The organism is Micromonospora sp. KC213 (genome assembly GCF_004348325.1).
Classification (GTDB): domain Bacteria; phylum Actinomycetota; class Actinomycetes; order Mycobacteriales; family Micromonosporaceae; genus Micromonospora.
The window spans coordinates 24,861-40,908 of record NZ_SMKF01000031.1 but is presented as its reverse complement, the minus strand read 5'-3'; the positions used below and the strand labels follow the sequence as shown (position 1 = coordinate 40,908).

General features: G+C 67.8%; 10 protein-coding genes. 4 read left to right on the top strand and 6 right to left on the bottom strand.

The genetic code is table 11. From position 1 onward, the window contains the following. Nucleotides 1-40 precede the first annotated feature (40 nt). The gene (locus E1166_RS09910; protein ID WP_132337767.1) at nt 41-2,581 is read right to left on the bottom strand and encodes a glycoside hydrolase family 32 protein; all 2,541 of its coding nucleotides are present in this window, start codon (nt 2,579-2,581) and stop codon (nt 41-43) included. Nucleotides 2,582-2,839: 258 nt separating this feature from the next. Between E1166_RS09910 and E1166_RS09905 the strand changes: the two genes are divergently transcribed. After that, nucleotides 2,840-3,877, top strand: coding sequence for a LacI family DNA-binding transcriptional regulator (locus tag E1166_RS09905; RefSeq protein ID WP_132337765.1), 1,038 nt, complete (start codon nt 2,840-2,842; stop codon nt 3,875-3,877). A 56-nt stretch (nt 3,878-3,933) separates the two neighbouring features. Here the strand turns inward: E1166_RS09905 and E1166_RS09900 are convergent, their stop codons facing one another. Next, nucleotides 3,934-5,325: a glycoside hydrolase family 68 protein gene (locus E1166_RS09900; RefSeq protein ID WP_207914135.1), complete on the bottom strand. Its 1,392-nt coding sequence runs from the start codon at nt 5,323-5,325 to the stop codon at nt 3,934-3,936. A gap of 1,325 nt (nt 5,326-6,650) precedes the next feature. Here E1166_RS09900 and E1166_RS09895 point away from each other — a divergent pair. Then, the gene (locus E1166_RS09895; RefSeq protein ID WP_132337763.1) at nt 6,651-7,895 is read left to right on the top strand and encodes a PQQ-dependent sugar dehydrogenase; all 1,245 of its coding nucleotides are present in this window, start codon (nt 6,651-6,653) and stop codon (nt 7,893-7,895) included. A 332-nt stretch (nt 7,896-8,227) separates the two neighbouring features. Here the strand turns inward: E1166_RS09895 and E1166_RS30845 are convergent, their stop codons facing one another. Continuing rightward, nucleotides 8,228-8,374 carry a hypothetical protein gene (locus E1166_RS30845; protein ID WP_165944302.1) on the bottom strand — a complete coding sequence of 49 codons (147 nt, stop codon included), beginning with the start codon at nt 8,372-8,374 and terminating at the stop codon, nt 8,228-8,230. Between the two features lie 276 nt (nt 8,375-8,650). After that, entirely contained in the window at nt 8,651-12,238 is a 3,588-nt protein-coding gene (locus E1166_RS09890; RefSeq protein ID WP_132337761.1) for a ThuA domain-containing protein, read from the bottom strand. A 986-nt stretch (nt 12,239-13,224) separates the two neighbouring features. On the opposite strand from E1166_RS09890, the gene E1166_RS31915 reads away from it, so the two are divergent. After that, nucleotides 13,225-13,776 carry a hypothetical protein gene (locus E1166_RS31915; RefSeq protein ID WP_243710270.1) on the top strand — a complete coding sequence of 184 codons (552 nt, stop codon included), beginning with the start codon at nt 13,225-13,227 and terminating at the stop codon, nt 13,774-13,776. On the opposite strand, the gene E1166_RS09880 is transcribed toward E1166_RS31915, so the two are convergent. After that, nucleotides 13,773-14,693 (bottom strand): RNA polymerase subunit sigma-70, encoded by a 921-nt coding sequence (locus tag E1166_RS09880; RefSeq protein WP_132337759.1) that lies wholly within the window; start codon nt 14,691-14,693, stop codon nt 13,773-13,775. The two genes, E1166_RS31915 and E1166_RS09880, sit on opposite strands and share 4 nt — an antisense overlap. A gap of 136 nt (nt 14,694-14,829) precedes the next feature. Between E1166_RS09880 and E1166_RS09875 the strand changes: the two genes are divergently transcribed. After that, complete coding sequence (locus E1166_RS09875; protein WP_132337757.1) at nt 14,830-15,537, top strand: DUF899 family protein; 708 nt, start codon at nt 14,830-14,832, stop codon at nt 15,535-15,537. On the opposite strand, the gene E1166_RS31475 is transcribed toward E1166_RS09875, so the two are convergent. Next, nucleotides 15,485-15,910, bottom strand: coding sequence for a hypothetical protein (locus tag E1166_RS31475; protein ID WP_207914134.1), 426 nt, complete (start codon nt 15,908-15,910; stop codon nt 15,485-15,487). The genes E1166_RS09875 and E1166_RS31475 overlap by 53 nt on opposite strands. Between the last annotated feature and the right edge of the window lie 138 nt (nt 15,911-16,048).

The window sequence follows — 16,048 nt, the reverse complement described above, 5'->3', positions numbered from 1 at the left end:
CCCCGGCCCACCCCTGAGGTGCGCAGCCGGCCGAGCAGGATCAGTTCCGGTACGAGCGAAGCTGCCAGAGCTGGAGCGCGTCCAGCCGCACGGATCCCCGCTCGGCGAAGACCTGCACGCTGTCGCCGTCCGCGCCGGGAAACACCTGATCAGTGATCACGGCCTGGCCCTGGCCGCCGAAAACCTCCACCGAGGACCAGTCAGCCAAGATGCGCAGCGTCACCTTGCCGTTCTGGGCTTCCAGTGGCGCGCGATGCACACCGGCGAAGTCTCGGCTGAAGTCGACGGCACCGGACCGGGACCGGTCGACATACACCTGTCTGGTCCGACGGTCGTAACCGACGACCGTCTCCTGGCCCGCTCCGGCGTGGATCTTGATTCCGAACCGCTCCGCGTCACCCAGAGAGAACGTTGCCGCGATCTCCACGGCACGGCCGCGGCCGATCGGCGACGCGGAACCCGCGCGGATCGTCCGGTTCTGCGCGGTGACCGGTGGACCGTGGCGGAGCTGGTTCAATCCAGGTACCGGCTGCTGGACCAGACGCAGCTTGCCGTCGATGGTGCGCAGTCCCATCTCGCGCGGCACGCTCATCGCCCCCCGCCAGGTGGAGGTGGGGATGATTCCGGCGTACTGCCAGTTGTTCATCCAGCCGATCATGTACCGCTTGCCGTCGGGCACGTTGTCGAAGGAGATGGCGGCGTAGTAGTCCTTGCCGTGGTCGACCCAGCTCGCGCGTTCGAGAACCGACCGCGCGGGCGCGTCGGCGGCGACGAAGTGGTCGGCCATGATGTGGCCCCAGCCGCCGGTGTTGTTGTCCACCAACTGGATCTGGACCTGCCTGCCTTGATAGGGGCGAAGGTCGAAGTGGGCCCAGTCGAGGACGCCGCTGTTGGGCCCGGTGACACCCTGTACGACCTTGCCGCCGACGAGCAGGTTGACTGAGGTTTCGGTGGAGACGGGTCTGGCCCGGGTGTCGGAGAGCACGACGTGGTCGAGGTTGATGTGGCCCCAACTGCCGGTGTTGGCATCGACGACCTGGATCTGGGCCGCCTTGCCGGCCAGGTCACGGACGTCCCAGCTGGCCCAGTTCAACGCCTCGGAGTCGTTGCCGGTGGCCGTGCGGACGACCTTCCCGTCGACGACGAGGTTGACCGCCGTCGGGTCGCCGAGGCTCATCGGGTGGTAGCCGCCGGCGATGAGGAAGTTGAGGTACGCCTTGTCGATGGTGAAGGTCGGCGAGGCCAGCGTGCCGACCGTCGAGTCGCCTTCGACGTAGGTGTTGACCAGGCCGTTGCCCAGCCACCCGGACACTTGCTGTTGGCCGGGCAGCGTGCCGGTGGCGGGGGCGGCGCCGAACGCCCGGCCGGTCACCGTCCAGTCGCCGTAGCCGCCGCCCTCGAAGTCGGCGAGCAGGGTGCCGGTGGGTGGCGTGGCTCGCGCGACCGCGTCCGGGTTGTGCGGGTGTTTACCCCCGCCGACGAGGAAGTTGAGGTACGGCTTGCGTGCGGTGAACGGCGGCGAGGTCAGGGTGCCGGTCGGGGCGTCCCCGCCGTGGAAGCTGTTGGCCAGGCGCTGGCCGAGGAAGCCGGTGACCCCGTGCTGGTTCTGCCAGCCTCCCGCCGACGGACCGGGACCGAACGCGGTGCCGGTTGCCGTCCATCCGGCGAAGTCCGTCGCCTCGAAGGACTGCAGCACGGCGCCGGCGGGAGGCGTGTGGGAGCCGTCGTCGTCCGGGGTGAACGTCCTGCCGTCGAAGTCGCCCACGAAGTACTGGGTCGCCGAGCCTCCCTGGATGCCACCGGGGCTCAGGCTGACGATCAACACCCACTTCTGCTTGCCGGTGTTGCCGTCCACCGGTAGCGGGAACAGATCTGGGCACTCCCAGACGCCGCCGGCCGCGCCGGCCGGGCCGAAGTCACTGAGATGGGTCCAGGACTTCAGGTCCTTTGAGGAGTAGAAGCGCACCTTGCGTTCGGTGGCCAGGACCAGGGCCATGAGCCAGCTCTTGGTCGGCGCGTACCACTGCACCTTCGGGTCACGGAACTCGCGTGAGCCGATGTCGAGCACCGGATTGCTCGCGTACTTGGTCCACGTCCGACCGCGGTCGATGCTGTAGGCCAGCGATTGCGTCTGGCTCCCGCCGGTCTTGGCCGCACCGGTGTAGACGGCGACCATCGCGGGCTCGTCCGGGGTGCCGAATCCGGAGGTGTTGGCGTGGTCGACGACCGCGCTGCCAGAGAAGATCATTTCCTCGTCGTCGTGGCCGATGGCCAGCGGCAGTTGTCGCCAGTGCACGAGGTCCGTGCTGACCGCGTGGCCCCACGAGATGTTGCCCCACCCGGTGCCGTCCGGGTTGTACTGGAAGAACAGGTGGTACTCACCCTCGTGGTAGAGCAGTCCGTTCGGGTCGTTCAACCAGTTGCGCTCGGGCGTGAAGTGGAATTGCGGACGGTAGGGCTCGGCGAAGGTCGCAGGGGCGTCGGCCTCTGGCCCGGGGATGGGCGCCGCGGAGGACAACCCAGCCATGACGGCAACACTCAGAGCGGCGGCGGCGTACGTCGTGGCCAGTCGGTGGTACATCCTGACCTCCTGATCGTGGGTCGGCATGACCGGGCGGCACGGGTACCGCCCCTGCGACAACGTTGTCGTACGTGGCATGGACAGTGGATCGCCTGCAGAGCCGGTGGGTTGGCGAACCGTATCCTGGGACGGCGTTTCGAAGACGTCGCCGAGCATCACCTGCGCAACGCCGGTACGACAACGTTGACGCTACGGGCGAGTAATCGATCACGACAAGTCTTTGTAACATAACCGTAACCTGACGGGAGTAACGGCGACATGACGCAGGTTCCGGCGCGGCGCATCGAGCCCACCATGCGCGACGTCGCCGCGCTGGCCGGGGTGAGCATCAAGACGGTTTCCCGGGTCATCAACGATCAGGGCGGCGCCGGCGCCGACGTGGTCGAGCGCGTGCGGGCCGCGGCCCAGAGTCTCGGGTACCGGCCGAACCTGAGCGCGAGCAGCCTCCGCCGCTCCGACCGGCGGAGCGCGACCCTGGGCGTCCTCGTCGAGGACCTGTCCAATCCCTTCGACGCCGCGCTGTTGCGCGCCGTCGAGGAGCGGGCCCGACGCGACCGGGTACTCGTGCTTGCCAGCAGCGCGGAAGACGACATCGACCTGCAACGGGAACAACTCGAGTCCCTGGCCGGGCGACGGGTGGATGGCGTCGTCGTCATGGCCGCCAGCGGGCAGCAGGACGACCTGCAGCACGAACGGTCGCGCGGTACCCCGATGGTGCTGGTGGACCGCCCGCCCACCTTCAGTGACACCGACAGCGTCACCACCACGAATCGAGAAAGCTCCCGGCAGGCGGTTCTGCAACTCGCCGCGTACGGGCATCGGCACATCGCCTTCCTCGGCGGCCGGGAAACCGTCTGGACCAGCCAGGAGCGCCGCATCGGTTATCTTGAGGGGCTGGCCCAGGCCGGGTTGAGATGGCGCGACGAATCGGTATGCACGGATCTCAAGGGCGTCGACGCGGCAGAGCGCGCCGTCGCCGGCCTGCTCGACCTCACCAGTGCGCCCACGGCGATATTCACGGCGCAGAACCTCATCACGGTGGGGGCGATGCGCGTGCTGCTCGCTCGAGGCTGGCAACACCGCGTCGCGCTGATCGGCTTCGACGACTTCCCGTTGGCCGACATGCTGGACCCAGCGATCACCGTCGTACGCCAGGACGTACCCCTGATCGGGCGCACCGCCGCGGACCTGGTGCTCTCCCGCATCGAGGGGGACCGGTCGCCGGCGGTACACGCGGTCGTCCCGGCCGAGCTCGTCCGACGCGGGTCGGGCGAGCTGTGGCCACCGTCCTCATGAGACGGGCCGGTAGGGGCAGTGATTGTCACGGCCCCTACCGGTCTGCTTGATCAGGGCTATCCCAGCTGCTGTCGTCGCGTCTGCTGGGTGGCCGGAATGTAGCCGTAGTCGAGTTCCTCGACGACGTAGGTGCGGTTGCCACGGATGTCCAGGCGCAACGTCGGCGCGAGGGTGCCACCGTAGACGGGAGCCTGCTCACCGGGCTGGGTGAAGATCGTGTCGATGAAGCTCTCCACCAACAGGTTCGGCATCACATAGTGTGAGTACTGCTGCAGGCGCTGCTCCGGGGGGTTGCCCAGGACCAGAGCGCTGGCGTTGAGCGGTCGGTAGTTGCTGCGCAGCGACTCGCCGACAAAGCCGTAGACGCCGTCAGGCCCGGTCAGACCCGGGGCGAAGGTGAACGTGTGGCTGATCGTGAACAGGTACACCTTGCCGTTGCGGAAGACCAGGTGCGGGCGCTCGGTCTGCTGGTTGACGCAGTTCGCCGACAGGATCGGCGGAAGCAGCCGCCAGCTGCGCAGGTCGCTGCGGGTCGCCTCCATGAGTCCGATGTTGCCGGTGTAGTAACGCGCCTCTGCCGGTACCGTGTGCCCGGGTGGCAGCTTCCCCAGGTCCCGCTGCTGGCACTGGTACTCGCCGGCCACGCCACCGGTGTTGCCCTCGAAAAGGATGTACGTGCGGTCGTCGTCGGGGTTGCGGAAGGCGAACGGGTCACGGAAGGCGTAGATGATCGGGCCGGCCTGAGACTGTTCGAGCGTCTGGTAGAAGCGCCCGTCCGCCTCGGCGATGATCTTGTGATTGCGGAATCCGGTGAACCACACACCGCGGTCGTCGGCGTGGATCCGCCCAGTCGCCGTGGCGAGGCGCTGCAGGGCGTCGTTGGGGTCGACGCCGCCGTTGTCGCGGCCGGAGGCGGTGTAGAAGGTCTGCACCTCGTTGCCGTCACGCAGAATCGTCGAGCCGGCCCACTCACGTGAACCGAGGGAGGTGCCCGCCGGGAACAGGTGGCCGCCGTACTTCCACGACTTACCGTCGCGGGAGTAGAAGAAGCCGATACGCGCCTGCCAGTGCCGGTCACCGAAGAAGATGTTCCGGGGCGCGGTCAGCGAGAAGATCACGTGCCAACCCTTGTAGGTCACCACGTTGGTCGACAGGTTCGTCAACGGCCAGGTGTCCCAGATCCACACCTTGTCGGTCATGACCGGGAAGTTCGCTGGAATGAGCGGGCTCGTGTTGGTGGTGTTCGATCGGACCTTCAACGCGTCGGCGCGCTTCCAGGTCGCGGTGAACTTGTCCTGAGGAGCGTAGCTGGCCTGCGTGGCGGCCGTCGCCGTGGCCTCGGCGGGGGCGGCTGAGGCCCCTGTCGGTACGGCGGCCGCCGCACCGACGAGCAGGGTCGCGACGAACGCGCCCAGGGGTCTCCTCCAGTTTCTGACCGTAATCTGCACCTGCGCCTCCCTACGTACGGAACTGATGCACTTACCCCGCGACGGAACCAATCTTCAAATGGCAAGCCGCTGCCATTGGAGGGACCGGTCGTCCAAAACGCTTGTCAAACCCTTCCCCGTCGCGCAGGACGTACCGCCCGGAATGCCTACCACACATTCCGGCTGCCTAAGTCTTGAACCGGTTGCGTCAGACCCTGTACGCTTCTGTTCCACTTCTCGGCATTGCCACCCCTCCCAACTCCCTCGTCATATCGAGGGATTGGAATAATCCGCCCGATCGGACAGTACTACCGAGGGATGAACCGAGTAAATAGCGCAGGAGTGGGCGGGTCGTTCACGGTCTTCACATTGTGAAAAGTTGAAACAGTCATGGGATGCATAAACCAGGACTTGCCGCGTGAGCAGCCAAAAGTCCTCGACCCGGCGACCCCCACCCCGAAAGAAAACTGATTTCTGTCGATATGTTGCGCCACCGCGAGTGGCTGCGCGCCAGGCGCGGACACCAGAGAAATCACGGTTCGGAATTGCGTCGCAGCGGTCCGTAGCGCTGGCGTGGCTGTGCTCAGTCAAGTGCCGCCCCGGCCGAGCCCTCACCTCGCGACCAGACCGAGGCTCTCCTTCCCGCAATAGACCACCCAGATGACAGGCGTCTGCCGGTCGAGCCTCCTATGTGTGGGCCCGCCGGCACGGGCGGCAACATGTACGCCCGGGCACTCGAAGCGCAGGCGCACACTCACCTGCCCGTCGACGAGGAAATTAGGCGCCGCACCGGCTGCTCCCAGCGCCATAACTCGGCGCAAGCCTGCGCAGCCGAGATTTCCATCAGATTGCGGGGCCTGCGGTTGGCAGGTGGCAGCAGATGCGGTCGAGGTTGCAGAAGCTGGTCGGCTCCCTGACCACAGGTGTGAAGCGAGATTGAGAACGCAGGAGAGTCTTGGCGATGTTCACGAGGTGCTCCGCTGCCGAGCGGACAGAGGTTCCACCAGGTCCGCCAACACCTTTGGCACGCCCGCAGGATCTCCTTGGCGACGTTCGCGCCCAATGGGGGTGACGTGCAGCGAACGGCTTCGCGCGTCAGTGCGCCTACGGCGGCCCACAGTGCGCAGGTCAAGACCACGGCGGCGCGGTCCGGGACGACCCCGGCCCCGGCACCGCCACGGAGGCTGTGTCGCAGGCCGCAGGGATGCCGAGGAAGGCGAAGCGGCGCTCAGTCCCTATGGCTTGGCGGCCCATGCGACCCCAGTTGGACATCGATGGAAGCTAATGTATCGTGGGAACGCTCCCAGATCCCGCCCTCCACCCCACCTGTTCGAGGAGCTGAAAACATGTCGCGACGGCATTGTCGCCCGGCCCTCATGCTGGCCGGGCTGCTCGTTCTGGCCCTTTCTGCGCTCCTATCGCCACCGGCGTCGGTGGCCGGCACCACCGCGGCCGGCACAGCCCACACCAGCGCAGTGCCGCTCGCCGAGTTGACCGTGATATCCGAACGGGTGGCTTTCGGTCTGCGGCGTCCGATCGCGCTCACCGGGCTGCCGGACGGCCGGATGCTGATCGCGGAGAAGAACGGCACCGTTCGCGCCTACCACCCCGACACCGGCTTGGCGGCCGAGCCGGTGCTTGACCTGACCGCCCGGATCGACGCGTCGGACAACGAGCGCGGCCTCCTCGGCATCACGCCTGCGCCGAACTTCGCGCGGACCGGGATCCTCTACGTGGCCTACACGAGCCTACCGGCCGGCGCGCTGACCCTGGCGCGAGTGCCCATCGGCGCTCCTGACCGGGTGCAGGTGCTGCTCACCCAGGAGCACGCCGAGTACGGCAACCACAACGGCGGACAGGTGGCGTTCGGCCGCGACGGCTACCTCTACTGGTCCCTCGGCGACGGCGGCCACACGAACGACCCGTTCAAGGCCGGTCAGAACCTCGGCACCCTGCTCGGCAAGATCGTGCGGATCGACGTCAACCGCACCTGCGGGCCGAAGCCCTACTGCGTGCCCTCCGACAACCCGTTCGTCCGCAAGCGCGGCGCGCGGCCAGAGATCTGGCTCTACGGGCTACGCAACCCGTGGCGGTTCTCCGTGGACCGGGTAGACGGCTCGCTGTGGATCGGTGACGTCGGCCAGGGCCTGGTCGAGGAGATCAACCACATCCGCCCGTGGCAGGGTGGGGCGAACCTCGGCTGGTCCTGCCGGGAGGGCACCCCGGTGTTCGACCGGGGGCAATGCCGGCCGGGCGTGCGGTACACCGACCCGGTCTTCGAGTACGAACATTTCCTTACGGAGAACTGCTCGGTGACCGGCGGCGTGGTGTACCGAGGGTCCGCCACCCCGGAGGCATGGGGGACCTACGTCGCGAGCGACTACTGCTCGACGCTCGCGTTCGCCGTGCGCCCCAAACCCACGGGCGGCTACGAGTCCGCGACGATCGGCAACTTCCCCACCCAGCCGACTGCGATCGACGCCGACGTGCACGGCGAACTGTACGTGCTCAGTGACCTCCCAGGCTGGCTGAGCCGGGTACGGTTCGAGCGGGTCCAGCCAGCCTCTGGCGGCGGGGCGGCGAACAGCTGAACCGGGGCTACCCCTCCACATCCGCAATACCCCTGGGAACGGCCACGTCCGGCGGCCGTCCCCGGCTCACTCCGATACAGCCGGCGCACCGTCGCCTTGGGCCAGGGCGCCATCACCATCCTGCGCCAGCACCGCCACCGAAGCCACCGCCCGCCTCGTCCTGGCCGCCGCAGCCCGGGTTAGCTGTTCGATGCCTGACGTAGCGTCACCCAGAAGGATCAGGGCCGGTCTGCATGACCGGCCCTGATGGTGTTACTGCTGGTACGCCGAGAGGGACTCGAACCCCGAACCCGCGGATGAGGGTAGCCGGTACGCATCGGCGTGCGGCGCTGTCAGTCGCGCTCGCGAACTTGGCGTAACAGGTCGGCGCCTTCATCCACCTCGCCGCCGGCGACGGTGAGGTGTGGTGGCAGGCGCAGATCCCCGACCCAGTTGAGCCGGGCCGGCACGGCGTCAGTGAACAACAGTGGCTGTGGCACACCGCCGAGCTGTACGGGAAGGAGTCAGTGCCCTCGGCGGTCATCGCCGCGACGACCTACCTGCACCCGACCGTGAACTCCTCGCAGCGGCCGAGGACAACCGCGGTGATCCATCGCCCTGGTAGCGGTGCGAGGTGCCCGGCGCCTCGGCGCACCGCCCGCAGTGTGCTGCTTCACGCCGAGCCCTGGCGCGAGCCGCACTGTCTACAATTTGCGGAAAGGGTGCGGCAATTTCGGAGCGGCGCGGCACCATACTGGTGCCGCGCCGCTTGTGGATCAAGTGGCGGTGCAGGTGAGCGACGATACGCCGGGCGCGCCACTCCCCGAGCCGATGAACCCGAACGCCGTACTGGCGCCGGCGCCGACCGATCCGTTGTAGTCGACGTTCCGCGCGGTCACGTTGGGGCCGCTCGACGTGACCGTGGCGCTCCAGGACTGGCTGATGGCCTGGCCGTTGGTGAACGTCCAGGTGACTGTCCAGCCGCTGATCGGGGTGGAGCCGGCGGTGATCCGCACCTCGGCCTGGAAGCCACCGGACCATTGGTTCGTCACCGAGTACGCCGCCGTACATCCACCGGGCGGCGGCGTCGAGGGCGGTGGCGTCGAGGGCGGCGGCGTCGAGGGCGGCGGAGTCGTCGGCGGCGGAGTCGTCGGCGGCGGAGTGGTAGGCGGCGGCGTCGTCGGCGGCGGAGTGGTAGGCGGCGGCGTCGTCGGCGGCGGCGTGGTAGGTGGCGGAGTCGTCGGCGGCGGCGTGGTAGGTGGCGGAGTCGTCGGCGGCGGCGTGCCGCTGAAGGTGAACGCGTCGACGTCGAAGAGGTAGCCCGAGCCGCCGGTGAAGACCAGGAACAGGTTCTGTGTACCGGCCGGTGCGTCGACCGTGCCGGTGACGTTGGTCCAGGTCTCCCAGCCGCCGGTCGGCGAAACCGTGGCCGAGCCGATTACCGGCCCGGTGGCCGAGCCGGTACGCAGGGAGAGGGTCCCGCCCGAGCCGCCGGAGGCGACCCGCGCGGTGAAGGACGTGGCCCCGCTCAGGTTGTACGGCGTGAACGAAATCCAGTCGCCGTTCTCGATGTACCCGACCGCGTTGCCGCCGTTGGCCGACGGCTTCGCCACCGTGGTGGTGCCCTGCTGGGCGGTGTAGTGCTCGGCCTGCCGGGTCCGCGGCTGCATGATCACCTGCGGCGAGGTCACCGGCGTGGTCGAGCCGGCCGGCGTGTACTCGGCGGTCAGCACGCCGAAGATGTTCGCGTTGGTGTCGTGCTCACCGTCCGCGGTGGTCTGCAGCGTGCCCGAGCAACCAACGGCGCTGCTTATGTCGTGACCGTGGTTGTCGTGCCCGAGGGTGTACTTGACCCTCACGCGGCTACAGTCGACGGTCGGTGCGTTCGCGTCGGTGACCGTGACATCGAACGGGATGGCGTCACCAGGGTCGAACAGCCTGCCGTTCAGCGGCAGGTTGAGGACGACCGTCGGCCGGCCCACCCCGATCACCAAGCTCGCCGTCGAGCTGCGGCCGGTGCTGTCGCGCACCGTAAGTGTGGCCGTGAACTCGCCGTTGGCCGTGTAGGTGAACGACGGGTTGGCTGCCGTCGAGTCGGTGGTGCCGTCGGTGGTGAAGTCCCACGCGTAGGTGATCGGGTCGCCGTCCGGGTCGCTGGAGCCGGCCGAGCTGAATCGCACGGTCAGCGGCGGGCTCCCGCTCGTCGGGTTGGCCGAGGCGGACGCGGTCGGCGACCGACCACCGCCGGAGTTGTACTCGATCCGGTACAACGCCGAGCTTGCGTTACCACTCCCCCAGCCCGTGCCGTAGTCGAGCACGTACAGCGCGCCGTCCGGCCCGAACTCATGATCCATCACCTGGGTACCGGTGTACGCCGGGAATGCCTCGATCGTGCCCACCCCACCGGAGCTGGTGACCGTGGCCGTCTTGATCCACCGCCGGCCGAACTCGCCGAGGAACACCTTGCCGTTCATCGACGCCGGGAACTTCACGTCGGAGGCGAGCGAGGCGCTGTAGTTGTACACCACGCCGCCCATCGGTGACAGGCCGCCACTGCCCAGCGCCGGCGGATTCTGCTCGCCGCCGTACGGCAGCCACGCCCGCTGCGAGGGGGGCAGCTGGGTGATGCCGGTGTTGTTGGGAGAGTTGTTCACCGGCCCGCCGGTGCAGTTGAACGGGGCACCCGAAGGACCGGACGGGAAGGTGTAGTCGATGTACGGCGTGTTGTAGCTCGAGCAGTACGGCCAGCCGTAGAAGCCGGGCTGGGTGATCCGCTCGAACGCGACATGGTTGGCCGGCCCACGGTTGGGGTTGCTGCTGCCGGCATCCGGCCCGTACTCACCGAGATAGACGATGCCGGTCGCCTTGTCCACGGACATCCGGAACGGGTTGCGGAAACCCATCGCGTAGATCTCGGGCTTGGTCTTGGCCGTACCCGGGGCGAACATGTTGCCGGCCGGGATCGTGTACCCACCGCCGGAGCTCGGCCGGATCCGCAGTATCTTGCCCCGCAGGTCGTTGCTGTTGCCGGAGCTGCGCTGCGCGTCGTAGGCCGGGTTGCGGTTGGGCCGCTCGTCGATCGGCGTGTAGCCGCTGGAGTCGAACGGGTTGGTGTCGTCCCCTGTGGTCAGGTAGAGGTTGCCAGCCGCGTCGAAGTCGATGTCACCGCCGACGTGGCAGCACATGCCACGGCTGGTCGGCACCTCCAGGACCGTCACCTCTGACGACGCGCTCAGCGTAAAGTCGGTGTTCACCGTGAAGCGGGACAGCCGGTTGACGCCGTTGAACGGGGCGAACTGCGCCGCCGTGCCGGTCGACGGCGCGTCGCCGGACGGGGTGGACAGCCGCGGCGAGTAGTACACATACACCCACCGGTTGGTGGCGAAGTTCGGGTCCGCCTTGATGCTCTGCAGCCCCTCCTCGTCGTGCGTGTACACCGGGATGGTCAGCGCCACCTTGGTGTTGCCGGCCGGGTCGGTGTAGCGGATGGTGCCGTCCCGCGAGGTGTGCAGCACGCCCCGGTTGGGCAGCACCGTCAGACCCATCGGCTCGCCGACCTCTGCGACGCCCTTGGCCAGGTCCACCATGCGGTAGCCGGCCTGCGGCGGCGGAGCGGTCGAGCAGTTGCCGGTCCCCTGCGCCGCGTACCGGATACCGCCCAGCAGGTGCGTACGGAAGTTCGCCTCGCTGTAGCTCTCGTTCGTGTGCCCCATGCCCGTGTACCACGAGCGGCCACCGTCGTAGCCCCGGCACCACGCGATCGGGTGGTCACCCCCCATCGTGCCGCCGGTATACGTGCTCTCGTCCACACTGGCCAGCACGCGGACCTGCGAACGCGGGTTGGTCCGGTAGTTGTACCACTCGTCGAACCGGGACCACGCCGTCGGCAGCCCGGCCGTCGATGGATGGGAGGTGTCCTCGATCCGCACGGTCGCGTTCTGGTTGGCCGGATGGCTGGCGAAGTACGCGCCAACCAGGTTGCCGTACCACGGCCAGTCGTACTCCGTGTCAGATGCCGCGTGGATGCCCACGTACCCGCCGCCGCCGCGGACGTAGGCCTCGAACGCCGCCTGCTGGCTGGCGTTGAGCACATCCCCGGTGGTGGACAACCAGACGACCGCCTGGAACCGGGCCAGGTTCGCGGCGGTGAACTGGGCGGCGTCCTCGGTGGTCTCGACGGTGAAGTTGTTCTGCGCGCCGAGCTGCTTGATCGCGGTGATGCCGGCCGGGATCGAGTCGTGCCGGAAACCGGCCGTCTTACTGAAGACCAAAACATTGAAGTCCGCAGCTGCGCTTGCGGGCACGGTGGTGAAGCCTACCGCCGCCACGATGATGGCTAGGCAGAAGGCCAATCTTCGAAACATGATCGGCTGCTCACTTCCTGTCGTACGACGTGCAAACGGACCTGCACCGAAGGCCGCGCCTGGGGTGAATCACCGTGGAGCAGAAGCACTGGTTAACGAAACGGGAGCCAGTGTCTGGAATGTGGAGTATTGTGGGCCCTTCTCTCATGGATGGTCGAGGCGCCGGTACCGGCCATGCGCCCGCAACACTCATCTGGCGAACGGGTGCGGTGCTGGCCCGCGCTACGAGGTGGGGGCGGTTGCGCGTGCTGGATCCGAGCGTTGGGTGGGTGACCAGGATGTCGAGACGGAAAGCGGGCGGCACCATCTGTAACGCCTTGCATCGATATGTGGGAGCGCTCCCCATCGATGTTTGAAAGGTTGCCAGATTGTTTCCGGCCCATCAAGAGGGGGCCGTAGACGCGTGCACAAAAGCCCGATTTTGCGCGTATGCGGAAGCCAGCTTTTCAATGGACCGACTTTCGACAGCCATTGTGGATAACAATTTTTGGCGCCGGTAATGAACCTTTTCCAACCTGAACCCCGCGGGGCGGGGTAGCTGCCTCGACGCGTCCGACGACCGCCACCACCGGAATCGGCGGATACGACCTGGCGTCGCCCCGGCACCAGCTCCCTGGCGCTCGCCTACGACCGCACCGGGAAGCTGGATCACCTGGTGCTGTACCGGCCCGGCGCCCGCATCGTCTGGGTCATGGGCCGGCAGGAGCCGACCGGCGCCCCGCCGGCAACCGTACAGCCCGCGACCGGACCGACTCCGCCGTGGAGCGTTTCGCCTACCCCGGCGCGGCCGAGATCCTGGCGTGGCTGAAGGTGCAACTCCTCTCCCGAGGGCCCCGGCATAGCACTATGCCGAGGGCTACCCGACCGAGGACGGGACCCCAGTCGTGCCTCGGCGATCGCCGCGTCAACCGCCTGACGGGGCACATCAACGACGGCCGCACCCTCGTACGCGCCGACGAGGTCGCCGAGCGGATCCCCACCCGCGAGTGGCAACTGCACAGTTGCGGGCCGGGCGCAAAGGTCCCCGCGAGTATCTGTGGGCCTGGATCACCACCGCTACCCGACCCGGTGAGCATCGGTGGCTGCTCATCCGCCGCAACCGCACCACCGGCGAACTGGCCTTCTACCTGTGCTGGTCACCTCGTCCGGTGCCGCTACACACCCTCGTGACCGTGGCCGGCTCCCGCTGGAGCATCGAGGAGCTGTTCCAGACCGGCAAAGGCCAGATCGGCCTGGACCACTACCAGGTCCGCGGCTGGACCGGCTGGCACCGGTTCATCACCCTGGCCATGCTCGCCCTGGCCGTCCTGACAATCCTCGCCGCCACCACCGCCCAGCAGCCTGACGCCGCACCGGAGATGATCGCGCTGACCGTCGCCGAGATCCGCCGACTCCTCAACGCCTTCGTCCTGGCCGTGGCGCTACCGCCAGAGCACACCCTGCGCTGGTCAACCTGGCGACGAACATCCCAAGCCCGAGCCCGACGATTCCACTACCAGCGCAGACTCGGGCACTTAGCTTGGGACTTACTCGTCTAGGGCTCGAGCGTGGCGGGCATGCCGAAGGCGGCGACGTGACGGGCACCGATGAAGGCGTTGGTCTCTACGATCTTCCCGTTCTCGATCCGGAGTACGTCGACGACCAACGCCTCGTAGTGCGGGCTGCCGGGCCGGCGGAGATAGTTGATCAGTGCCGGGCGCCCGTTGGCCGAGGTGGGGAACGTACGCCAGTCGAGCGGTCGGCCGAGGAACTCCGCGGCCGCGTCGATCCCGACGACCGGCGGCTCGGGCGGCATCGTGATCCGTACGTCCTCGGCGAGCAGTGCCCGGATCGTCTCCGGGTCCTTCGCGTTGGCGTAGCGGCGCAGGATCTCTTCGTCCTCACTGGTGAGCTGCGGGCGGCGCCAGTCCTTCGGGTCCGACGGAGCGCGCCGCCGGAGGGTGTGGCGGGCCCGCTGGAGGAGGCTGTTGACGGCCGCTACGGCGGTGTCGAGCGCGGCGGCGATCTCCTGCGGCGTCCAGCCGTAGACGTCGCGCAGCACGAAGGCCGCCCGCTGCCGCGGCGGCAGGTACATGAGCGCTGCGATCACGGCCAGCTCGACGGTCTCCCGGGCGGCGAGACCGGTCTGCGGATCGTCGGTCAGCAGGGCGTCGGGATAGGGACCGAGCTCGGTGGACCACTCCAGCGGATCACCGTACGGTACGGTCCGGTGACCGGCCGCCTTGCGGCTGTCGAGGAAGACGTTCGTGGCGATCCGGTAGAACCAGGTGCGCGCCGACGCCCGACCCTCGAAGCGGTCGCGTGCCCGCCAGGCACGCAGGAAGGTCTCCTGCACCAGGTCGTCCGCGTCGGTGACGTTCCCGGCGAGGCGGTAGCAGTGGACGTGCAGCTCACGCCGGTGCTCGTCGAAGGCGCGCTGCAGCCAGACCGCCTGCTCATCAGGCGAGTCGGACATGTGATTTCCCCGGGGCTCAGTGATCCTCACAACCGTACTGACGACCGCGGACCCATCCGTCATCGGTCACCGATGACGATCGCCGACTCGGTCGTCTGTACCTGTGACCGATCCCCACTCCACGAAGGAGATAGCCATGACGGCAACCCCCGCGTCCAGCGCCGCCGCGCCCCCGGTCGTCGACCGGGAGACCTGGCTGCGCGAGCGCGACGAACTGCTGGTCCGGGAGAAGGCCCATACCCGCGAAGGAGACGCGATCGCAGCCGCTCGTCGTCAGCTGCCGATGACCTTGATGCCGACGGTGACGGTGCGGGGCCCTGGCGGGGACACCCCGCTGGTGGATGTGTTCGAGGGCCGCCGGATGCTCATCGCCTACTTCCACATGTGGCACGACGGCAAACCGTACGAGCATCAGTGTGAGGGGTGCACCTTCTCGACCTGCCACATGCAGATGCTGGAGTACCTGCACGCTCGGGACGTCACCTACGCCGTGTTCTGCGAGGGTCCCTACGACGAAAGTGCCCCGTTCGCGGAGTTCATGGGCTACAGGTTCCCCTGGTATTCGGCGAAAGACTCCGACCCGGCTCTGGCCGACGGTCGTGACGTCGGGTTCATAGCGTGCTACCTGCGCGACGGCGACAAGGTCTACGAGACCTACTGGACCACCGGGCGGGGCGTGGAGGCGTTGATGACCACCTACCACGCCCTGGACCTCACGGTGTACGGCCGGCAGGAGAACTGGGAAAACTCGCCTGAAGGCTGGCCGCGGGTCCCCGGGCACCCGTGGCGTCTCAACGGCCGCCCCACCGCGCAATGGTCACGCCCCGGCGTCGCACCGCGATGACGTCCTCAATCTCCTCGGCCAGGTTCCTCTCCGTGATGGTGAGGCCAGCGGGTGCGTGGTCGTAGATAATCGGTGACAGGACGCCCACGTGGTCGTCGTCCAGTACGACAGCTTCCTCAGGGTGCTTCCCGGCGTTCACGATGGCGCGGGCGATCCGGAGTGCCTCGGAGAGGAAGTCCAAGGCGTCCTGGGCGTTCTGGATGATGCGATCCCGCAGCAGCCTGATTCGTTCCGCGAGAGCGGTGTATTTCGCAGACCCGGGTGCAACTCCCTTGTCGAGCGTGGTTTTGATCCGGTCCAGGATCTGCGCTGCGGACGGCCGCGGCTTGTCCTCGCCGTCGTCCTTGCTGGGCTTCGGGCGGACGAGAGCCATCAGCTCCTTGAGGATGGCGATGCCCTGGGCGTCCAGGACGAGGGGTTCTCCTGGGAAGCGGCCACCGAGAAGGAGTGGACGTGGGCGTTGATGATCTCTAGGACCATCGGCCCAGTTCGGCCAGCCGTTCCTTTCGCT